The following is a 20,633-nucleotide window of genomic DNA, read 5'->3' as shown; positions in this document are numbered from 1 at the left end:
ACGGACTGCACCTCCAGTGCCTCTCAATAACTGGGATGCAACCAAGCGCGAAGTCAGCTGATCCACCGCCGCTCCATTGATAGCCCATCGCCAATGCACCTACATCCGAACATTCAAGCCGTCACCGACCATATCCGTCAGCGCAGTGCCACCTCTCGCGCCAGTTACCTCACCGGGATCGATACAGCGCTGCGTAACGGACCATCCCGCAGCCGCCTGAGCTGCGGTAACCTCGCCCACGGCTTCGCCGCCTGCGGCACAACCGACAAAGAACGCCTGCGCGAGGTAATCACCCCGAATTTGGGCATCATTACCGCTTACAACGACATGCTTTCAGCACACCAGCCGTTCGAACATTACCCACACATCATCCGTAACACCGCACGTGCACTCGGTGCAACTGCACAGGTCGCCGGAAGTGTCCCAGCCATGTGCGATGGCGTCACCCAAGGCCGTGCAGGCATGGAACTGTCGCTATTCTCACGCGACAACATTGCTCAAGGCACCGCCATCGGGCTGAGCCACGACATGTTCGACGCAGTCATGTATCTGGGGGTATGCGACAAAATCGTACCCGGTCTGCTGATCGGTGCATTGGCATTTGGCCACCTGCCCGCCGTGTTCGTACCCGCCGGCCCCATGCCATCCGGCATCCCAAACAAACAAAAAGCAGAAATACGCGAACGCTACGCGGCTGGTCAGGCAACACGTGCTGAACTGCTCGCAGCCGAGGCAGCCTCCTACCACGCCCCAGGAACCTGCACCTTCTATGGCACCGCCAATTCCAACCAAGTATTGCTGGAAGCGATGGGTGTGCAATTGCCCGGCGCCTCGTTCATCTCTCCAGGCACACCGCTGCGCGAAGCATTGACCCACGCCGCCACCGAATGTGCACTGCACATCACCGCACTGGGGCAGGATTTCCGCCCAATTGGCCGTTTGATTGATGAACGCGCCATCGTCAATGCCATCGTCGCCCTCATGGCCACAGGAGGTTCGACCAACCACACCATTCACTGGATCGCCGTGGCACGTGCAGCCGGCATCTTGCTGACCTGGGACGATATGGATCTAATCTCCCAGACCGTACCATTGCTGGCACGCATCTATCCCAACGGTGAGGCCGACGTGAATCGCTTCCATGCAGCCGGGGGCACTGCCTTCGTGTTCCGTGAACTGATGGACGCTGGACTGATGTACGACACCCTCCCGACCATCATCGAAGGTGGCATGCGTGCCTACACCCAAGAACCTCACTTGCACAACGGTACACTCGGCTACAGTCCGTCGCCAACCGCTAGCACTGACGAGTCCGTAGTACGCCCAGTAACCCATCCATTCGAGGCCCAAGGAGGCCTGCGTCTACTGCATGGCAATCTAGGCCGCGCGCTGATCAAACTATCAGCAGTTAAGCCGGAATACCGGACAATCGAAGCACCAGCCGTGGTGATCGACACACCGCAAACACTGAATAAGCTGCACGCTGCAGCCGCACTCCCAAAGGATTTCATCGTGGTGGTGCGCTATCAGGGACCACGCGCCAACGGAATGCCAGAACTTCACTCACTGGCACCACTGCTAGGCTTGCTGCAAAACCAGGGCCGGCGGGTGGCGCTGGTCACCGACGGACGTCTATCCGGTGCTTCGGGTAAGTTCCCGGCAGCGATCCACTTGACCCCAGAAGCAGCGCGCGGTGGCCCGATTGGACGCATCCGCGAAGGCGATCTCCTGCGCCTGGATGGTGAAGCCGGCACCCTGGAAGTCCTGGTGCCAGCCACCGAGTGGATGACACGCACACACGCGCCAAACACCGCGGCGACCAGCAACGATCTAGGACGCAACCTATTCGCAATCAACCGCCAAGTGGTCGGTCCCGCCGACCAGGGTGCACTCTCAATCTCCTGTGGTCCGCTACCTCTGAACGATCACTTGTGGAGCGACGATGCCAAATACGCACCGGACGATCATGCAACCGTGGCCACCCTGACAGACGAATCCAAGGACGCCTGAAACATTAAAAGCAATACACGCCCTGAATAGCACACACACCACTTGCCGGACGCACTCGTTGTCCCATCGACACTGACCTATAAAGACGTGAATGAGCATCATTGAAACCCAAAACAAGGCCGAATCTCTGCTATACAGCGCCGGTATCCTGCCAGTCGTCACCGTGGACACACTAGATCAGGCTCGCCGTGTCGTCACCGCACTGCTGGAAGGCGGCCTCACCACGATCGAGTTGACCTTACGGACCCCGGTGGCCATCGAGGCATTAGCGACACTCAAGCGCGAACAACCAGACATCATGATCGGAGCGGGAACCGTACTCAACGAACTACAGTTACGCCAATCCATAGATGCCGGAGCCGACTTTCTTATCACACCAGGAACACCTACGGCGTTGGCACAGATGCTGGCCAATGCACCAATCCCGGCAGTACCAGGTGCGGCCACACCAACGGAATTGCTCACACTGATGATGTTGGGCTTCCGCGTCTGCAAATTGTTTCCGGCCAATGTGGCCGGCGGCCTGCACATGCTCACCAGCTTGGCCGGACCGCTGGCCGACCTAAAGTTATGCCCCACTGGCGGTATCAACGAAACCAATGCCAGAGAGTATCTAGCACAACCGAACGTGGTCTGTATCGGCGGCTCGTGGATGGTGCCCAAAGAGTGGCTCACCCAAGGTCATTGGGACAACGTCAAAAACGCATCGTCAAAAGCCACGGCAATCATCCGTCAAGTACGCGCCAAATAAATGGGTGCATCTGCGTTTCTTCACGGAAAGGCCTATCACATCGACACCCAAACGACTGACTGGACACCAGATCGAGTAACACCCATACCCCACATTGGAAACGCCCTATTTACCACAGCATTCGGTCCAACCCTCCCTGACATCAGGTGAACTAAGCAATCCAGTCACGTTCAGTAACGCTAAGCGTCAGCCGTGTACTGAAGCCACGCCGTGCCTGTGGACAGACCATCGGCAAAAAAGAAACCGAACACTCAGCCACTGACAATCAGACAGACGCACCATTCAGAGAGTTAAGAAAAATCATTGCTCATCAACATTAGATAGGTCGGCAAAATCACGACTATCACCATATGCACATACAGCCATTCTCTGTCGGTCTCATCATGGTGATCGCCCTCATCGCAGATCGCATCCAGTCAACACCTCACCAACAACCGTAGCCATACCTACAGTTATCCAAGCAACAATCTCATGGCTGATCTACGCCTGTCAGAACTACAACATCATCATCGGCAAGAAGAACGCTTATCCAAGATCCACGCGGCGCGCATCGGCACTAACCGACACCGTACCTGACCGGAATCTTGATCAAATACATCGAACAAAAACACAACCATGTAATCACGAATACAGTGCTTCTCAGATAAGGAAATCACTGACATCACCCCTTTGCCTATCCAATTTGAAACGAGGCCATAGCCATCGATCACCACGCATCCCATTATTTGTCCAGCGCCATCGCATCGAATGGAACGTGCCAATCGATCCTGCCTATCCGAAACCCAGTGGTTAATTAACACGATCGCTCTCGTCCCACACGCAGTGACAACTTACCGGAAAAGCGATCATCAGCATCCGTGAATGAGCCTCGATTTGGCCAGGGAGAGTGATCAGAAGATCACTGATCGTCCATGTATTTTTTCGGGTCGTTGACACGATAACGCACTGCACGGCCTGTACGGCATCAAACAACGATCACTGTAAGAAAGTGCTTGCGCAGTATTTATCGCCCAGATATGATCGCAACCTCGATTTCGAGGGGCCATAGCTCAGTTGGTAGAGCACTTGCATGGCATGCAAGAGGTCGTCGGTTCGACCCCGGCTGGCTCCACCAACGCCCGCTCACCAAGAAAATAGGAAGCGGTAGCAATATGTTGTTCATCGTGTGTCCCCATCGTCTAGAGGCCTAGGACATCACCCTTTCACGGTGGCGACCGGGGTTCGAATCCCCGTGGGGACGCCATACCTTCGATACTCCCCAATGTCGAAGGTTTCTGTGTTTAACACCCTCGTCTCAGCCGTGCTACTTACGACATCATCGTTTTCTCCACACGGGCCTGGATCCTTCGCTATAATCCCCACTCCACGCCGAAGTGGCGGAATCGGTAGACGCAGCGGACTCAAAATCCGCCACCCTTAAAAGTGTGTGGGTTCGAGTCCCACCTTCGGCACCATCACCGGAATCTGGAAGACCACGCTGTTAAACCAGGTTCACTATGAAACGCCCGGCTTGTGAAGGTTCCGGGCATTTTCATTTTTAGTCGACACTACGTTTCTCCCGGATCCGCCCGCCCTGACTCCCCAGACATTCCCTATCCCATGCTCCTCGTGGCGAGCATCCATGAATGCGGGAACAAGGCACGCCGTCTGATCTATGTAGCTGGCGTGCGGGACTCAACGACAAGAACAAGACATCATCAAGCCACACAATGAACACCGGAGTGCAGAATCTGGATATACGACACCACATTGCCGGACTGCGTCCTGCACAATGCGCTGCCACACATCGCACATGGCATCTCCAGCCATCGTACCCAAGCCACGTGGAACGAGTACGACCCAAGAAATTCAAAATAGAACTACTGGCCAAGTACTCATTGCGGCCCTTCAACTCTTACGATTTTGCAGACTGGCACAACAAGCACCTCCCACATAGTGCCCGCCTTGGTGACTGTGAAAGTAAACCTACCGCGCCCGGCGTTCGAAGTGGCACGCTGGGACTGACCCTGATTCTGTGAAATCCGATGCAAGCAGTGTGACAGTCCCTCTAAGGACCTTGCCTACCGCATCACGCCGGAAGAAGAACACGCTCTGACAGTCGTGTTCGGCATGCACAAAAAGCGGCCAGCAGACGAACATGAGATGCGTGTCACCTTGCACAGAACATGACCACACACGCGGCCGGCGTGCGTTCGGGGAATCCCTCGCACCCATACTTCGGAGCATGGATCATGCGGCAGGACGGCTCACGCCGCCACTGCCAAAGGGTTCGACATCAGTACGATGCGATGGGATATCACCGCTGTTTCATGGTGCCAACATTCACTTTTCACCGTGGTACTGAATCAATAGGCAACTGACACAACAGGATTTTCAGCTACGGTCATCTCCAATCCGTTTCTGCCGCCACTGACGCAAGATCACTTCGAAATGATCACCAAAACCCAGCGTATCCGGATAGCGGTGCACGCGCGCGATACAGCCAAACAGCGTCTGCATGTCATGCACGATGATCGGATCAACACCCCACAAGTCCGTTAAATCAAAGCCGCCACAGGTACCAGAATCCCACCAGGCCAGCAGGAAAGCCGCAACGCGGCGTGCTTGACCGGTGTTTGTCTGTGCAATGGCAATCAACCGATCAAACGCAGCCACTTCATTGGCATTCATGGGTGCCTCCGGCAGTATCACCTGAAACGGCTGGCGGGTCATCCCACCGGTAGATGTTTTGGGCAATGTCATCAGGGCATCCTCCACACATAAGCAACGCGATAGCAGGCTTTAAAAACATTCGCCGCCTTGATACCAAACCACTGCACGATAGCTGCTGCCGTCACGTAGGAATACGTGAACATCTGCCCCCAGGGAGCGCACAAACGCCTGACGTCCAAAGATCTCTTGTCCAGTTTGACAACGTGCTGCAAGTTGTCAGTCTTGCAGATGACTAAGGCAGGGCGTGGTTTACCACTGTTCTGAAGACCACAGACAACTGACTCAGCCATGGGACACCTCCCGCCGTACCGCCATGGCACGCCGGCGACGCCGGTTCACCGGGATCTGACCAACGGCTAGTCCCGTATGGGTGATACATGGAGGACGCGTATTCCACAGCCGGTACAGCAACGCCCCACCGGCAGCAGGACCAATCAACAGGATGAGCAACTCAATCATGGCGCACTTCCTTAGCGGCTTCGATCAGAAGAGCAGCGCTATCGATCCTGAACGGCTTGGGCAACATGTCGGCGACGCAGTCTGGCAGCTCCAGGCTATCCAGGTATTGGGCCGGTTCGCCATCCATACGGCCATCAACGGCGATGCCCCTCGGGTCGCGAGTGCGCCAAGCGACGCACGGGATCAATGACCGAGTGCGGCTAATCGTCCGCAACCCACCCAAGTCAAGCGCAACAACGACGGCAATACGATTGCCGTGGATAGGCAGCGTGACCAGCACACAACATTCTCGAACTAACGTGCCGAAACTGCCGTCATCGATCACGTTCAATGCGAACGTCGGCATGGTAGCCTCTGTGCTGGACTCGATGGCGGATACTTGCGGCGTGTGAATAGTACTGTGGGTTCCCTCGGTATCGTTTTGCATGAAAAATCTCCTGGACTACGTGGGTAGAGGCCCCAGGGCGCCGCGGCAACGGCGCCCGTCGGGCCCATTGATTGCCGCTCCATCTAAAACACCCATCACTTGACCGAGCGGCACGTCAAGGCGGAATTCACAGTTTTCAGTGGCAAACAACTGCAAGCAGCACTAGCTCTCTCAGCGCTGTCATCTGGCCAGGTATGCCGATACCCGCAGGGCAGCAGGCCATCGACACATCGTTCCATCCGGTTGCGGTGCAGGCCGATTACGACGCTGTTACCAAACACTTGCCATCCAAAAACCGACATTGCTGCCAGAACAATTGGATATGCAGGTCGTCGGCATTGATTGATTGCTGACGTTGCTTGGCCCACTCAATCACCACCTCGTGAACAATCTGGGACTGCGCATCACCAAGGTTAAGCAGCGGTTGCAACGCATCCACTGACACCATGACCTGACCAAGACGTTCAGCAAGGCGCACACGCTCGAGCTCTGGAAACACCAATAACTGGTTTTCATACTGGCTGTGCTTGTTAGCCTGAGTGTCCAGCACCTGGGCATCACGTTTGGTCGTGGCGAGAATAAAATCAAACATCTGCTCAATCAGCATCCACTCGATCTGTTCGGCCAATGCTTTGGTGACCACAGTGTGGCCACTCCTGTCGAAATGCAGGTGTACGATGCGTTGCAAGATCGCATCGCTGGCGCTGATAGGGGTGTTCTGCCCAATTACGATAGTGACGCAACATAGCAAGTCACAGCTCTCATGGCCGCTGTCCTTTGTGCCGCGTGGGCGCACAGGATAAACGCGCGTTTCATTCCAGTGGCACCAGAACGCCCTCTTGTCAAAACCGCAATGAACCTCGCGTCGCTTACGCTTTTTATACATCAGAGGCATTTTTGCGCTAATGAACTCGGCAATCAGCAACATCCCTTGGTACAAGTATTCCGCTCTATCTGCTTGATCCAGGGGGTCATGCCGCATAGCTTTGCGGCTGATCTTGCCCCTCCCCTGCGCAGCAAAATACTCCCAACCATCGCTGCGCACGCACACCACCCATGTGCAGGTGTACTTGCAGCTAGAGACATCACCATCCAGCATCCATACAAAAGCCATCCGATCACGTTTGGTCTTATGACAGACATCGACCAATAAAGCGTTGTTGGATGAGAGCAACGTCGGCAACCCCAAGCGATGTAATTCCGGTGGGATGCTGTCGAAAATACCTTCGGTCAGCCATAACCATCCAGTATCGGCGGAACTGTCCGGCCACTGATTCCAATCGGCTACCTGGCTTTTCCCGGGGGGGAAGCGCGGTTTCATCTTGCCGAAGCGCTCTGGTCGATCGAACACCCGCTCCGACCAGTTGCCATAAGCCATTGGACACCGCATCGCCGCGATACCGATCTTGTTTTGCACATCACGGTAATAGTTCTGGCCGAACACCCGACGCAGGCACTTGAAATCGAAGCCGCCGTCATACTGCAGGTACGCCTCGACGGTCACGTGTAAAGCAGCTTGCACGGTGACCTGGCAGCACCCAGACCAGTGTTCCAACAGGACTAGGTACAGATCCTTGTCATAGCCTTCAGGATTGCATGTGTTACTACGGCCACCGCAGCTCAAACAAGATCTGACCTGATTGGCAAATCGTTCCTTCTCCCTGCACTGCGGACACCGCTCTTGCTGCATCCACTGATACCCCATCTTAAAGCCATCATCGGCCACCAAGCAGCGGGAGTTCTCCATGTGCAGGCCAGCATCCATCTCAGCAACATCCTGTCAAGCTGGTATGCGACAGCAAAGAGCGCGAGCACGCCATCAGCGTATGCACATCATCGGCTTGGAAATCAGCCAACGCGGCAAGATGATCGAGGATGATCAAGCTGTCTGGACGGCCATGCAAATAGCCGATCTGCTTCCGCGTGATGCACAGAAGCCACCACCGCCGAAATTCATCTTCGGGAAGATGGTCATCGGAATCCACCGGCACATCGGCATCATGCGTCATGGAGGCATCTGTGTTCGAGTCAATGCCCCGTACAGCTGTGTTCTTACGCACAGACTGCGTGGGATCTGGGAAGATAAAAACCTTAGAACAGTCAAGTGAACTTCTTTCCCCTTGCAAGGTTTTAAATTCATGGCCTTCCCAGCACAGAAACCAGGAACAAAAAATCCGCGATGCCTGATGAGGACAGATGCTGCTGCTTTTGCAGTGTTTACACTCCTTGCCAGGGGCAGCGTCTTGCATTGCGGAGGATGTCAAGCGCATGATTTCACTCATGTTTAGACGTTGAAGGGCATCATGGCGGGCACGCCATCTGTGCTGTCCATGAGCAAGCCGAGGTGACGCAGATCTTCGTGTAGCAACGTGATCATGAAACACCACTATCGGCCCCACTCACCTTAAGCGGGGTCAACAGCCCCAGCAGCGGCAGCGAATCAGGGACGTCGCTTTGGATGTCGTGGATAGTCGCCAAGCGAAAGATGCTGTGATCCAGATCGATAGCGACATGACGTCCGGGATTGTCGTGTTCGGTCAACTTCTGTGTCGCCATCATCACCGTGCTGTTGTGTAGTAGCGCATCCTGATCCACAAGATGCGCGGCACGACGCTGGATCAAGTATTGCTGGCCAGCAATCAGATGTTGGTCCTGGTGCAGGACGATGTATCGGTGGGGCGTCTGGACCACGTAATGATGCAGATGCATGAGGAATCTCCTGGAGGGCGACTGATAATGCGTAACATCGAACAGGTGATGAGATGAGGCACATACATATCCGGGTTGAGAGCATTGCGCCAGGTGATAGAACCGTATTCCAGGGAATCGACGACAAACGCATGGACACATCTGAGGCTGTTGCAGCTTTAGGCTTGCGCACTGCGGATCGATATCAACCGGTGTAATTAACGAGCCAACCATGGACCATCATGAAGATACACAATGCTCGTACCATGGGTGGGCTTCATGGCAGCATGTTTCCGATGACCCCTTCTTTCAGGCCAAGCAGGACAGCGGCACGATGCGATTCACCACGCTTGCCTTTCCTCAAACCACGCAACACCTGGCAGGTGATCCAGTAATTCAGGCCATGCTGACGTGCAAATTCAGCAATCGACATGCCTCGTCTATCCAAATCGCGGCGTGCTTCTTCAAGAGTACGTACAGTAGGTTCTTTCACGCGTCTCACTCCTAAGTAAACTTTTAGTAACTATATAACTCAGCCTTAAATTAAATCCAAATGGATTCATCATTAAAAATAATTACTCAATCGAGTGAAATTGGAGCACGTCTGCAACGTGAACGCAAGCGCTTGGGAATGAATCAAAACCAGCTGGCCGAAGTGGCCAGTGTCAAACGCAATGCACAAAGTCATTACGAAAAGGGTGAGCGCTTCCCCGATGCCAATTACCTAGCTGCCGTGGCACAGGCAGGGGTCGACGTGGGCTATGTGCTGACCGGCATCCCATCGTCGGTATCTGAATTCACACCTCAGGAATTGTTGATTGCCCGGTCATTCCGCGAAGCATCTGAAGAAATAAAGACAGCCATGTTGGGAATGCTCGGATTTTTGAGACATTCTTCACATAACAATGAGGTAACATTCAGTGGTACCAATCACGGACAGATTGTGCATGGCAACCAGAACGCCAAGACGATTTACATTGGTGGCAGCCCTGTTATTAAAAAACGGCAGAAATAATCGCCGCGGTCAAACAATACTGCAGGTGATAGGTCTGCTTGCCTGCGAGAGAATAGAAATCCACTCCTAATGCCCTACGTGAGTTAGCTCCAAGCCCCCACAGTTCCGCTGCGGTAGTAAAGCCTCTGGAACAGCTGAAAGTATGCGTAGTCTTGGCAATAAGCCAACACACTTGGTCGATGCCGGGTTTACCGAATCCGAATTCGGTTCCGAATCAGTGGGTCAGCCTCACCAAGGGCAAGCGTGCAATTAAGGGAAGCTATTCCGGGTCGAGCCAGTCTCACGCGGCCTTGGCCTGTTCGCGGGCTGCTTTTTTGCTGCTAGAGCTGTCATGCAAACACGTAAGCATTGCCACTTTCACCGACCAACACTGATTGATGATCGGTACCACTCTTGTCAGTTCCATCCATGCACACCCCACTGTAGCGGTCACCAGCCGTGACTTTGTAACGATACTGGTCGTCATCGGCGCAAATGATCCTCACAGATGACAGCACCACAGCGTTGCTGGTTGTGCCTGATCCGAAATGCTCGATAGCCACGCGGGCCAAGAGAGACACCATCCTGACATCCAGGCCGTGCTCGCCAGTTAATATCCACAATACTGTGCTGCGTGTGAGCTGGTTCCATCTGCACTGGCATCAGATGCGCATCGAATGGGGCAGATCGGCACTGCGTGCACGGCGATCACATTCAGTACGCCCCTGGTATACCAAGTAGTCACGGTTTGGCCAACACCCGATGCGTTGGAGTCAAAGGCAACCCACGTTCTGGCTGCATCTTTGGCAAAACATAGTACCTCCGTATGGGATATTGGCTTAGCTGGCAACCGCCGCTCATTGGGAGATTGCAGTGAAGGCTATCGGCAAGCACAAGGTCAGATCCTGGATATCCCATCCCATCTGCGTAAAGGCGTACTAGGTGTCGGAATCTACCACCTTGCGCGCATCAACCATCACTGATTCAAACTGTATGGTTACCGGAACGAGATTGCCCGTCACACATTCCCCACTACCCGCTATACAACATGCCGACACGCGGGGACTTATCGTGCTCCCTGCACCTTGGATCTGTTTGGCTCGGCTTGCACATCGCATCAATGGCACCAAGGTAGGCTTGTTATTCCTTCATCCCAGCTGTAGGCACAGCGATATCGGCTTGCCAGCGACACTGGGCATTCCCTAAGTGATGGACAGCAATGCCAGCCGTGGTGAAAGACTGTTAGCAATCGCACAGGATGCACACAATGATCAAGGTGAGATGGTTTAAATTTGGCTGCAACAACGTTCAGCTTGGTGCAACGCTGCACTGACACATCGATCGAGATGCACCATCCCGACCTTCAGCATCTACACACGCTGTTGTGCGGTACACATGGACAGAGTAGCTACCATCTACGCAGGATGCTGAAAGCACACAATCCCTGCAACCGTTCTTGTTGTGCCTTAAGTTCCTTCAGCGTGACATTGCTTTGTAGACAAGATCGCTTCGGCTCCTCTCCAAATTCGGTCACACTCACGCCATTACATCGGTTCCGTGAAGCTTCACTCAACCATGAGCGTGGGCGGCCGGTGGAACACACCTCCACATCGGTGATGGCATCGCCTGCACAGATAAGTGAAACTAGATGATGACTCCGCCCTGTTCAACGAGATTAGCACCTCCCAACCTCCTCAAGATGTGTCGTTCTGACCTCCCCAAAGCAAGAACTGTTTTCGAGAAAAAACCGGCCATATCAACACTGCACAGACCTCCTTGCACAGACCTCCTTCTCAACAAGGCATCTTACACATCTTGGTTTGAAATAAGCGTTGACGCTTTATGCGTCAAAAATAAGCAACTTAACGTACTTTTTTATAGATGCTCTTTATCGAATTCATCTTAAACATACCGATGGCAGAGCCATTGCCGGCTCGAGCCGCATGGTCCTTAAGCAGTGCGGCACTGCCAGGAAAGCACATATATGACCAGTTGGGGGGGGGGGGGGATTAACCTTAAACAGCGCTCAAGTGTTGTTTTGAATTATCTCGCCGGGGACACAGATGTACCAACTGGGCGCATGTCATGTTTCAGTCAAGAAACTAAGGAATGCTTGAATCCTTAACTCAACCGTTTGATAAATCATCCATATGACATCACCAAGCTTTTCAAGAAGATCAGTAAAAATGAATCACACTATTGTTACCAAGCAACAACAAGTGTATCGGCACAAAAATCACATAATAATCACCTAATCATCCAAACGATACTGTATTGCTCAAGGGTGCTTCCCTAGTATTTGGAAGCACCTGCCATGTCTTATCAAAACACATCGTGATTTCTCGAAGTGCAACATATCCACAAGCGCAACCTTAAATAGTCAGGACACCGTTATGTGATCGAACACTTCCTGTGAAAATTCAAGCAGCACGACACCACAATCACGTGTTATAACAAGGGCGCTTACCATTTCTTTAACGCTTACTTAGCTGACGGTATGCGGCAATCAGGTCGTTTGCATTGGCATCGCCACGCCTTGCAAACTTCCAAAGAAAACACTGTACCAAGTCAAGCACAATAACTGCATAACTGCATATAGGTGCTTGTGCCTCATTTGATGACACATCTCCACCAAACTTGCTTTGTTGTTCCTTTGCCCGCCGCACAACATGTGAGCCTCCGTTAAAATTAGATTGTTTAATTACCCCTCAATAATCGAGATATCCCATGTCCAAACTCGCCTATCGCCGCGTTCTTCTCAAACTTTCAGGAGAGGCGTTGATGGGGAATGCAGACTACGGCATTGATCCGAATGTCATTAACCGATTGGCGCGCGAAGTCATTGAGGCGCAAAATGCTGGTGCCGAGTTAGCTTTGGTCCTCGGTGGTGGTAACATCTTCCGTGGCGCAGGTCTGGCTGCCAAAGGGATGGACCGCGTGACCGGTGACCACATGGGTATGCTAGCTACGATAATGAACGCATTGGCAATGCAAGACGCACTGGAAAAACTCGGCGCCAAAGTGCGAGTGATGAGCGCGATCAGAATCAACAACGTATGCGAAGACTTCATACGCCGCCGTGCAATCCGCCACTTGGAGAAGAGCCGTATCACAATTTTCGCAGCTGGCATTGGCAATCCGTTTTTCACCACCGATTCGGGTGCAGCGCTACGCGCAATTGAAATCGGCGCAGACTTGCTGTTAAAGGCCACCAAGGTTGATGGCATCTACAACAAAGATCCAGAAAAGCACGACGACGCAGTCAAGTACAGCATGCTGACTTACGACGAAGTCATCTCTAAGAACCTGGAAGTGATGGACACCGCCGCCTTCGCACTAGCACGTGACAGCAACCTACCATTACGCATCTTCGACATCGAGCAACCAGGCGTGCTATTACGCATCCTGCACGGCGAGGAGATTGGCACCTTGGTCAAGGGCCGCAACTCAGGGGGCTAAAAAACGATGGTATACCCATGTAAAGGCGCTTGCTTGGCTTTGTTGTCATCGACATGCCCTGTTCTACCCCTGGACCAGGGATAGTCCAGGGGTGACATAGGCTGAAGCCAACATCGTATTCATCACAGACCACACCGCGGCATCCCAAAACGATCTCAATGGGTTCCACCGACAGTACGTCACTCGACAGCCCTTCGAAATACGCAGCCGTCACCTCAACAGAGGCTGTTCACCAAGAGGTGCGCTATTCAATAATCATCGCTGTTCATGTCCAGTGCTGTACCACATCAGCACATGTACAGGACTATCAGTCCCACGCTACTGAGCATCGCGTACAACACATATGGGGAGGCACACACTCCCTACATAACCAGCACGATCAACTCCAACACGACGAGAACTGCTGTCCGCTCGAATACTCACTACCACTGGGGCGAACAGAACATCTCGTCGCACCACTGCAACACAGCACTTCATTTCAGTTTCAACTGTCTTCAGCAACGCCGCAGCAGAGTGATGCGACATCCCTTCAACGACTACCTGCCAGATCTTTCCTGCCCCAGATTTCTGGGAAGCACACTGTCCATGAAAATAGATATCTGAAAAAGTGGAGGAGACGAATTAATTAGTTTTAATAGTGATCTCAAACCCATTACTGCGGCAAATAAGCGATGAAGACCGGTGCGACATCGTTACAAGTCCAACTCTTAAGCGTGTGAATTATGAAATCTTTGTCTTCGTCGCACCCAAGGAATGCATAAACACGCATCTACTTGGCACCAATGGCCTGACATGGTTCGAGCCGCTAGCTATGATGCAAACTATCAGAGCAATATGCGCTAGCATCCGAAATAAGGGAACACTGTGGATCTGTTGCAAGCCGCCTGGGCCTGCTTGCGGGCCGCCGCCCCGGAGGCGAAGGTCGCATTAACCCATCACTACGCTGCCGCGTTTCGCCTGGGACAGCTTAAACTACCAACTGAAGCACCGCCTCCGGTGCCGATCGCCATGCCAGGGCGCCCGGCACGACCGCATCTAGTGCATCCGCGCGCACTACCACAGCGTGGCCTGGGCAGCAACGCAGGGCGTGCCGCATTTGTGCATGCAATCGTACACATTGAACTGAATGCGATCGACTTGGCTTGGGACGCGGTTTACCGCTTTCGCGGCTTGCCGCAAGCATTTTATGCCGACTGGGTGAATGTGGCCGATGACGAATCGCGTCATTTCACACTGCTACGTGGGCGATTACATGCCCTCGGTTACGACTACGGCGACTTCGATGCACACAATGGCCTGTGGGAAATGTGCGAGAAAACTGCACATGACGGTCTAGCACGCATGGCATTGGTACCAAGGGTGTTGGAAGCACGCAGCCTGGATGTGACTCCAGGGATGATCGCTAAGCTACGCGCGTTGGGCGATGACGCCACCGCCGACATCTTAGAAATTATCCTGCGTGAAGAGGTGGCTCACGTCGCAGCTGGCTCACGCTGGTATCGCTGGTACTGCACACACATTGGTGTGGAGCCATATACGCATTTCAAAGTACTTTTGCGCGAGTATGCTAGAGGATACTTGCATCAACCATTCAATCTGGAAGCACGGTTACTCGCTGGTTTCGACAAGGAGGAACTCGTCAATTTAGTGAATCAGGCTGATTGAATTGGTGTCCGATCTACTTGGGTGATTTTGTCTGATGGCTTTGAAAGTGATAGCAAATCTTCAAAACTGATACGGGGAAACATGGAATTGACCAACATATCAATGTTTTTATTGATCACCACTGTCAGACACAGCCAGCCTCCCCTGGTCACGAAGTAGATAATACCCAGCATTAAGTTGGAGCAGCTGATCCAAAGCGATGTGAAAATCTACAAATATTCAGATACCAGCCGTCTATGCGGGCGATAAAAAATTCCGTGGCGCACGACACAAACTTTAACTTTACCGATCACGCTTTGAGGCCAACTGGACATTTGCAGCCGAAGATGTGAGTACAACGTTGCAGTTCTCTGATCAGATACAGACCGTCATCGGGTCTGATCGCTGCATGGCATTGATTTAATCAGCGAACAAAACTTGGGAAGTTAACCGCACACATTATTAATGGGGAAACGGTGAAGCCGGCCTATAAGCCGGGTTCTGTCATGGACAGCCATTCATCTAGGCACAGTGTCACCACGGTGCTCAAGCAACCTACCCGGATCCAGCGCGGGCCACACCATCGGATCCCTATTTGGTCTTGCTCCAGGTGGGGTTTGCCGTGCCGGTCCGTCACCGGACTCGCGGTGCGCTCTTACCGCACCATTTCACCCTTACCAAATCCTGTAAAGGAACATTGGCGGTATCTTTCTGTTGCACTTTCCGTCGACTCACGCCGCCCAGGTATTACCTGGCACCTTGCCCTATGGAGCCCGGACTTTCCTCGGCATCCTCTCGGATGACGCGGCTGCCCAGCCGACTTCACCGTTGGTCATTATCACACATTGCCTAACACTGTGTCTGCCCAGAAGAGGACGCAGATTCGGTATCGGAAAATACACAATATTTCTCTCCTGTATCGGTCCACCTGATTCAAAAGTGGGCATTCCGTACTAATCCACATGTATTCAAAAACATCCTGAAAAGCAATTCTCACAGTTCATTGATATAGATAAGGGGAAATACATAGCTCCCGCTACCCACCATGTCTTACGACGTTGATCCTTAAGTAAGACGGTTTGAGTGCCGGTCCATACAGTTGCATAACCCAGGTTGATCATGGCACTACATATTCAAACAAATGAACACCGTTCGATTGCTATGAGCGGGTGCGCGTGAATATATTGAGTGATACATTGCTCTGTATGATATGGGCGGCGCTATAAGCTACCGCAATACGAGTTCAACTCTGATCGTTTTCTCGCCCTTGTTGCAGATCCAGATGAAATGTAAGGGAGCCGTGGAAATCAATGGATTTATCAGTCAGTGAAACAAACATCATAGAGATATCTCATCTATGGCAGTACTGCACGTGTGATATCGAGCAGAAAAACACACAAAACATGTGATGAGAACACCCATGTTCGATCTGTATTGGGTATCTCTCAATCCTCACCTGCACGCAATACAATCACTCTGACCACCAATGGCATTTGAATGATAAAAACTATATCGATAGTTTACGAAAGAAAAAGTATTGCGTGCCCTAACCACATCAGCGACAACATAATCATTGACATCAGCGTGGTTTGAATGGTGCCAGAAAAGGGGTCACAACCTTCTCACCAGTATCCGCATCACGAATAACAGACTGGCCTTTCTTATCCACTTCTTCGACACGCACGATGCTCTGCATTGGCAGATGCAAAGTTTTAGTGTTGGCAAACTCATAGCGCAACTGTTCCTCAATGGGATCGACCACAAGCCCGCCATGCATATCAAACACCAACTCGCTGATCTCGTTGAAACCCCATAGATGACTGCTGATCACGCGTCGCGCATACAACTCATAAAGCTTGCCATGATTGACGAAAGTAATTTTGTACAGCGTTTTTGACATGCGATGCATTATACGGCCATCTGTTGTCCCTTCTTCTTCGGTTGGCTATACATTTCATGTAGTGCTACGCATATTGCCACCACGGTGGGCACACGTTCAGAACCCGTGTCGCTGACGCAGCCGCCGCACAATTGCCGCGCGTACACAGCCCCCGTAGACAACACCAGATACAAACCCTGCCAGGTGCGCCGACCAAGCTACCATACCCAAAGCCGGGCCAGTGTAGGCAAATACTACCTGCAGCAGCGCCCAAACTCCGATGAGAAGAGGCGCTGGAACCCGGATAAACTCTAGAAATAGACCCAACGGCAATACCACTCCTAACTTAGCTCCTGGAAACAACGCCAAGTAACTACCGATGAGCGCCGAAACTGCACCAGAAGCGCCGATAATCACGTGATTCGGGCTACCGATGGTCAATACTGCAGCCAAGTTAGCCAATGCGCCGCCAAGCAGAAACAGCAACAGTAACCGCCACGACCCGAGGATGCGTTCGGCTGGCAACCCAAAGATCAGCAGGAACACGAGGTTACCTAACAAATGAGCCCAGTCGGCGTGGAGAAACAGGGCGGTAAACAGACGCATCAAACTGCCGCCTTGCAAGGTTGCCCACAAGTCACGTGGACGAGAGAAGCCACCCGACAGTGCCCCCCAATCCAGCCACAGCGTACTGCGTGCTTGTCCTGGCCTACAGATCGACCACAGGAAAGTGATCGATACAGCGACAAAAAGCAATGGGACCGCCCAACGCCAAATCGGTCGATTGCGTGAAGGAATAGATACAAACATAGGTTGGCACAATACCAACTTGGGAACGATCACCAATTCCGTATACCTACAATCGCCTACTATATTGTAGTTAGCATCTCACGTGTACTTGCAGTACAGCATCAATAAGTCCATCGAAAGGGACTCAGGCATCTACTGACTAGTTTTAGCCAGATAGCAAAACAGGCACCTAAGACACACCCAAGCAGAGGTCTTTCAACAGGAGAACACCGCATGATTAGAAGCGTTTTTACTGTAATTCGCCTTACTTCAATCGCTAGCGTGCTTTACGTGAGTCAAGCTCACGCCGCTGCCTTCCAATTAAAGGAAAACAGTGCCAAGGCTCTGGGCCGTTCGTTCGCAGGCGCGGCAAGTGCCTCGGGCGACGCAGCCATCATCGTCAACAACCCGGCTGGCATGCGCCAATTAGACGGCCGACAATTCCAAGCCGATCTGAGCACGGTCAGATTTTCCGCCAAGTATCGTGGGGCCCCAGGGGTTTACAGCAATGGTAGCTCAATCAGCGGCGACAATGGTGGTGATGCCGGCATGGTGGCGCTGCTGCCTGTGTCCTATTTCCATATACCTTTTGGAGATAACAACAACTTACATTTGGGGACATCGCTCAACGTACCGTTCGGTTTCAGTACCAAATATGGCCGCAACTGGACCGGACGCTATCAAGGCATCAATAGCAAGTTACAAGCAATTGACCTAGGCGTAGCCCTTTCCTATGACATCAACCCATACGTGTCGTTCGGCGGTGCAGTGTTTGCGGAGCGTCTCAGCGTGGATTTGAGTAATGCAATCGACTTCGGCAGCATTCTCGCTTCGCTTGGTGTACCAAGCTTTGCCCCGGGTAGTGCCGATGGCTACTCACATATCAAAGGCAACAATACCAGAGGAGGCTTCACGCTGGGTGGCTTGTTCAGCGTCGATGAGAACACCCATCTTGGCTTCAGCTACCGCTCTCAGGTTGAACACAAAATCGACAACGGCAACGTCAACTTTACTGTGCCTAGCAACGCTGCTGCAGTGCTGGCGGTCGCTGCACCGGGGACATTCATCAATACAAAAGGCAAGGCCACGATCCGCCTGCCTGCCAGCGCAACAGCGAGCTTCACTCATACCATTAACGACCGATGGTCAGTGATGGCTGAGATGACTCGCACTGCCTGGAGCAAGTTCGACAAAGTGACCATTGACTTTGGATCAAATCAGCCCGACAACGTGCTGAACTTCTCCTATCGGGACAGCACTTTTGTTGGGCTAGGAACCGACTATCGGTGCAGCGAAATGTTGACTCTGCGCGGCGGCTTGGGTTATGACCAGACACCAACCACCGCCAAGTACCGCGGCGTACGCGTGCCGGACAACAGTCGCACTTGGTTCTCGCTCGGCCTGACTTGGAAACCATCGAAGCAAACAGATTTTAACATCGGCTATGCGCACCTGTTTATCAGCAATCCGACTGTAGCGCAAATTAGCTCAACAGGTAGCACCTTGGCCGGTGATTATAACGTAAATGCCGACTTACTTTCGGCTTCAATCAACTACAAGTTCTGATCAATGCGCACACTGCCAAGTCATCCGTCTAAACTTAGGGGAGCCCTCTCAAGGTTGCACCACAGTCAGTATCCGATAGCGACCAAGTAACCATACACTGCGCCCTCACTGGCCTATCAAATACCGCCAATAGCAACACATCGTACATATTAGTGCTACGCGCGGACCGTCAGCAAAAACGCGTCCGCCACTAATGGAGCCCCCCCCCCCCATTTATGGTGAATCACTAACACCAGAGAAATGCTTTTCCATACTATATGCATGATGCATGGCAACGAACAGGGGTGGAGGTGCAATCCCTTCCGGACTGCTGGACAGTTCGTCTAGCACAACGTGGGAAGGGACGATTGACTAACATGCACAATCAACAACGCAGCACACGTCATGAGCTGATAGCTAAACACAAGGGGCGTGTCACAACAACATCACACATACCAGCATCAACGCGCCGCTGACATGCAAGCATATTTTGTGATTTCACAGTGCAGTGAGGTACCACCACGTATCGTAGAAAAAACACTCCATAATACCTTACGCTCCACGTACGGACCGAAGTAGTTATTATCTGCTCTGATAATATCCGAGTGTGTGCCCAACCAATCGAGCTACCGCAACTCTTAACTTGGCAGGTTTATCGATGCGTCGCCCCTGCCAAGCACATGAGTGCGTATAAGCCACACGTAATTCGGCTGGATAATAAAGACAATTTTTAAAAGTCGTTTGGATTGAAGATTACAGTGCACTGACCCATTGCAATGAACAAGCGAAACTCCTACAGCATACTGAACAACCGCAAACTCCATTAACACGATTGAATTCAATCATAGAAAAAGATGTAAGAGTGGACGTAACTTCGGAATAACAGTCATAAATGTAGTTGGGTGAACAATGAATATGCAGCAGGCAAACCATCCAACTACCCACTCGATCTGAATAACGATTCTTGATTAACACGCATCCATGTATAGTGATGAAACTCGGACAGAAGTCGGATAAACAAAAATAAGTTTTGTTAAAATTCACCTGATCTCCCTCACGCTTACGCCCATATTCTGTTCTTTAGGCATTACCGACAAGAAAAAGTTTCTCTCAGCGCAACCATCGCATACCGAAAGAGTGGTTCATCACTCGCTTGGCCGGATCGAGTAGTTTGGCATGCTTGGATGTGATTAGCAGATTAAAAACAAACACCTGCACTGTACTCATCGCATACTGGTGCAGACGTTTCGCTTGCTCCATATAGGAGGAACCAGCG

The 20,633-nt window shown here is 52.3% G+C and carries 19 protein-coding genes, 3 tRNA genes and 1 other RNA gene; 10 read left to right on the top strand and 13 right to left on the bottom strand.

The annotated features are described in order from the left end of the window. The first annotated feature begins 93 nt into the window (after positions 1-93). The 5 genes from edd (at position 94) to PLS229_RS02200 (ending at position 4,215) form a co-directional block, all read left to right on the top strand. Positions 94-2,010 carry a phosphogluconate dehydratase gene (gene edd / locus PLS229_RS02220; protein ID WP_038272017.1) on the top strand — a complete coding sequence of 639 codons (1,917 nt, stop codon included), beginning with the start codon at positions 94-96 and terminating at the stop codon, positions 2,008-2,010. Between the two features lie 91 nt (positions 2,011-2,101). Beyond that, positions 2,102-2,761 (top strand): bifunctional 4-hydroxy-2-oxoglutarate aldolase/2-dehydro-3-deoxy-phosphogluconate aldolase, encoded by a 660-nt coding sequence (locus tag PLS229_RS02215; protein WP_038272015.1) that lies wholly within the window; start codon positions 2,102-2,104, stop codon positions 2,759-2,761. Between the two features lie 1,038 nt (positions 2,762-3,799). Then, a tRNA-Ala gene (locus PLS229_RS02210) sits at positions 3,800-3,875 on the top strand. Positions 3,876-3,928: 53 nt separating this feature from the next. Then, positions 3,929-4,004, top strand: a tRNA-Glu gene (locus PLS229_RS02205). Positions 4,005-4,128: 124 nt separating this feature from the next. After that, positions 4,129-4,215 (top strand) — tRNA-Leu (locus tag PLS229_RS02200). 919 nt (positions 4,216-5,134) lie between these two features. Here PLS229_RS02200 and PLS229_RS02195 read toward each other — a convergent pair. The 8 genes from PLS229_RS02195 to PLS229_RS02160 form a co-directional block, all read right to left on the bottom strand. Beyond that, on the bottom strand, positions 5,135-5,503 hold the full coding sequence (locus PLS229_RS02195; RefSeq protein WP_230428159.1) for a DUF7673 family protein: 369 nt from the start codon (positions 5,501-5,503) through the stop codon (positions 5,135-5,137). Beyond that, the gene (locus tag PLS229_RS02190) at positions 5,503-5,763 is read right to left on the bottom strand and encodes a hypothetical protein (protein ID WP_038272011.1); all 261 of its coding nucleotides are present in this window, start codon (positions 5,761-5,763) and stop codon (positions 5,503-5,505) included. Before PLS229_RS02190 ends, PLS229_RS02195 begins: the two co-directional genes overlap by 1 nt. Next, positions 5,756-5,932 (bottom strand): hypothetical protein, encoded by a 177-nt coding sequence (locus PLS229_RS02185; protein ID WP_171898044.1) that lies wholly within the window; start codon positions 5,930-5,932, stop codon positions 5,756-5,758. Before PLS229_RS02185 ends, PLS229_RS02190 begins: the two co-directional genes overlap by 8 nt. Continuing rightward, on the bottom strand, positions 5,925-6,359 hold the full coding sequence (locus PLS229_RS02180; protein WP_038272009.1) for a hypothetical protein: 435 nt from the start codon (positions 6,357-6,359) through the stop codon (positions 5,925-5,927). Before PLS229_RS02180 ends, PLS229_RS02185 begins: the two co-directional genes overlap by 8 nt. A 259-nt stretch (positions 6,360-6,618) precedes the next feature. Continuing rightward, positions 6,619-8,124 carry a hypothetical protein gene (locus PLS229_RS02175; RefSeq protein ID WP_038272007.1) on the bottom strand — a complete coding sequence of 502 codons (1,506 nt, stop codon included), beginning with the start codon at positions 8,122-8,124 and terminating at the stop codon, positions 6,619-6,621. Position 8,125: 1 nt separating this feature from the next. Further along, positions 8,126-8,641 carry a hypothetical protein gene (locus PLS229_RS02170; protein ID WP_038272005.1) on the bottom strand — a complete coding sequence of 172 codons (516 nt, stop codon included), beginning with the start codon at positions 8,639-8,641 and terminating at the stop codon, positions 8,126-8,128. A gap of 91 nt (positions 8,642-8,732) precedes the next feature. Continuing rightward, positions 8,733-9,068 (bottom strand): hypothetical protein, encoded by a 336-nt coding sequence (locus PLS229_RS02165; protein ID WP_038272003.1) that lies wholly within the window; start codon positions 9,066-9,068, stop codon positions 8,733-8,735. A 256-nt stretch (positions 9,069-9,324) separates the two neighbouring features. After that, complete coding sequence (locus PLS229_RS02160; protein ID WP_038272001.1) at positions 9,325-9,540, bottom strand: helix-turn-helix domain-containing protein; 216 nt, start codon at positions 9,538-9,540, stop codon at positions 9,325-9,327. A 60-nt stretch (positions 9,541-9,600) separates the two neighbouring features. On the opposite strand from PLS229_RS02160, the gene PLS229_RS02155 reads away from it, so the two are divergent. Continuing rightward, entirely contained in the window at positions 9,601-10,062 is a 462-nt protein-coding gene (locus PLS229_RS02155; RefSeq protein ID WP_069636215.1) for a helix-turn-helix domain-containing protein, read from the top strand. Positions 10,063-10,391: 329 nt separating this feature from the next. On the opposite strand, the gene PLS229_RS02150 is transcribed toward PLS229_RS02155, so the two are convergent. After that, a complete protein-coding gene (locus tag PLS229_RS02150; RefSeq protein ID WP_038271999.1) occupies positions 10,392-10,625 on the bottom strand; it encodes a hypothetical protein in 234 nt (77 codons plus the stop codon). A 219-nt stretch (positions 10,626-10,844) separates the two neighbouring features. On the opposite strand from PLS229_RS02150, the gene PLS229_RS02145 reads away from it, so the two are divergent. From PLS229_RS02145 to PLS229_RS02135, 3 genes are all read left to right on the top strand, one after another. Then, on the top strand, positions 10,845-11,024 hold the full coding sequence (locus PLS229_RS02145; protein WP_160165204.1) for a hypothetical protein: 180 nt from the start codon (positions 10,845-10,847) through the stop codon (positions 11,022-11,024). A 1,744-nt stretch (positions 11,025-12,768) separates the two neighbouring features. After that, positions 12,769-13,500 (top strand): UMP kinase, encoded by a 732-nt coding sequence (gene pyrH, locus PLS229_RS02140; protein WP_038271995.1) that lies wholly within the window; start codon positions 12,769-12,771, stop codon positions 13,498-13,500. An 864-nt stretch (positions 13,501-14,364) separates the two neighbouring features. Next, a complete protein-coding gene (locus PLS229_RS02135) occupies positions 14,365-15,165 on the top strand; it encodes a ferritin-like domain-containing protein (protein WP_038273060.1) in 801 nt (266 codons plus the stop codon). A 453-nt stretch (positions 15,166-15,618) separates the two neighbouring features. Here PLS229_RS02135 and rnpB read toward each other — a convergent pair. From rnpB to PLS229_RS02120, 3 genes are all read right to left on the bottom strand, one after another. Beyond that, an RNA gene (rnpB, locus tag PLS229_RS02130) (RNase P RNA component class A) lies at positions 15,619-15,968 on the bottom strand. Positions 15,969-16,723: 755 nt separating this feature from the next. Further along, entirely contained in the window at positions 16,724-17,044 is a 321-nt protein-coding gene (locus PLS229_RS02125; protein ID WP_038273062.1) for a DUF1820 family protein, read from the bottom strand. Between the two features lie 96 nt (positions 17,045-17,140). After that, positions 17,141-17,833: a rhomboid family intramembrane serine protease gene (locus PLS229_RS02120; protein WP_038273064.1), complete on the bottom strand. Its 693-nt coding sequence runs from the start codon at positions 17,831-17,833 to the stop codon at positions 17,141-17,143. Between the two features lie 213 nt (positions 17,834-18,046). Between PLS229_RS02120 and PLS229_RS02115 the strand changes: the two genes are divergently transcribed. Then, complete coding sequence (locus PLS229_RS02115; protein ID WP_051482394.1) at positions 18,047-19,378, top strand: outer membrane protein transport protein; 1,332 nt, start codon at positions 18,047-18,049, stop codon at positions 19,376-19,378. Positions 19,379-20,467: 1,089 nt separating this feature from the next. Here the strand turns inward: PLS229_RS02115 and PLS229_RS02110 are convergent. Continuing rightward, positions 20,468-20,617: a hypothetical protein gene (locus PLS229_RS02110; RefSeq protein ID WP_162814083.1), complete on the bottom strand. Its 150-nt coding sequence runs from the start codon at positions 20,615-20,617 to the stop codon at positions 20,468-20,470. Positions 20,618-20,633 lie beyond the last annotated feature (16 nt).

The organism is Xylella taiwanensis, from assembly GCF_013177435.1.
Taxonomy (GTDB): Bacteria; Pseudomonadota; Gammaproteobacteria; order Xanthomonadales; family Xanthomonadaceae; genus Xylella; species Xylella taiwanensis.
This window is presented reverse-complemented; position numbering and strand designations above follow the sequence as displayed.

Bases quoted from the DNA above. Each gene is read 5' to 3' on its own strand.
- edd (WP_038272017.1), top strand. From the start codon at position 94: ATGCACCTACATCCGAACATTCAAGCCGTCACCGACCATATCCGTCAG.
- PLS229_RS02215 (WP_038272015.1), top strand. From the start codon at position 2,102: ATGAGCATCATTGAAACCCAAAACAAGGCCGAATCTCTGCTATACAGC.
- PLS229_RS02195 (WP_230428159.1), bottom strand. From the start codon at position 5,503: ATGACATTGCCCAAAACATCTACCGGTGGGATGACCCGCCAGCCGTTT.
- PLS229_RS02190 (WP_038272011.1), bottom strand. From the start codon at position 5,763: ATGGCTGAGTCAGTTGTCTGTGGTCTTCAGAACAGTGGTAAACCACGC.
- PLS229_RS02185 (WP_171898044.1), bottom strand. From the start codon at position 5,932: ATGATTGAGTTGCTCATCCTGTTGATTGGTCCTGCTGCCGGTGGGGCG.
- PLS229_RS02180 (WP_038272009.1), bottom strand. From the start codon at position 6,359: ATGCAAAACGATACCGAGGGAACCCACAGTACTATTCACACGCCGCAA.
- PLS229_RS02175 (WP_038272007.1), bottom strand. From the start codon at position 8,124: ATGGATGCTGGCCTGCACATGGAGAACTCCCGCTGCTTGGTGGCCGAT.
- PLS229_RS02170 (WP_038272005.1), bottom strand. From the start codon at position 8,641: ATGAGTGAAATCATGCGCTTGACATCCTCCGCAATGCAAGACGCTGCC.
- PLS229_RS02165 (WP_038272003.1), bottom strand. From the start codon at position 9,068: ATGCATCTGCATCATTACGTGGTCCAGACGCCCCACCGATACATCGTC.
- PLS229_RS02155 (WP_069636215.1), top strand. From the start codon at position 9,601: ATGGATTCATCATTAAAAATAATTACTCAATCGAGTGAAATTGGAGCA.
- PLS229_RS02150 (WP_038271999.1), bottom strand. From the start codon at position 10,625: ATGGTGTCTCTCTTGGCCCGCGTGGCTATCGAGCATTTCGGATCAGGC.
- pyrH (WP_038271995.1), top strand. From the start codon at position 12,769: ATGTCCAAACTCGCCTATCGCCGCGTTCTTCTCAAACTTTCAGGAGAG.
- PLS229_RS02125 (WP_038273062.1), bottom strand. From the start codon at position 17,044: ATGTCAAAAACGCTGTACAAAATTACTTTCGTCAATCATGGCAAGCTT.
- PLS229_RS02120 (WP_038273064.1), bottom strand. From the start codon at position 17,833: ATGTTTGTATCTATTCCTTCACGCAATCGACCGATTTGGCGTTGGGCG.
- PLS229_RS02115 (WP_051482394.1), top strand. From the start codon at position 18,047: ATGATTAGAAGCGTTTTTACTGTAATTCGCCTTACTTCAATCGCTAGC.
- PLS229_RS02110 (WP_162814083.1), bottom strand. From the start codon at position 20,617: ATGGAGCAAGCGAAACGTCTGCACCAGTATGCGATGAGTACAGTGCAG.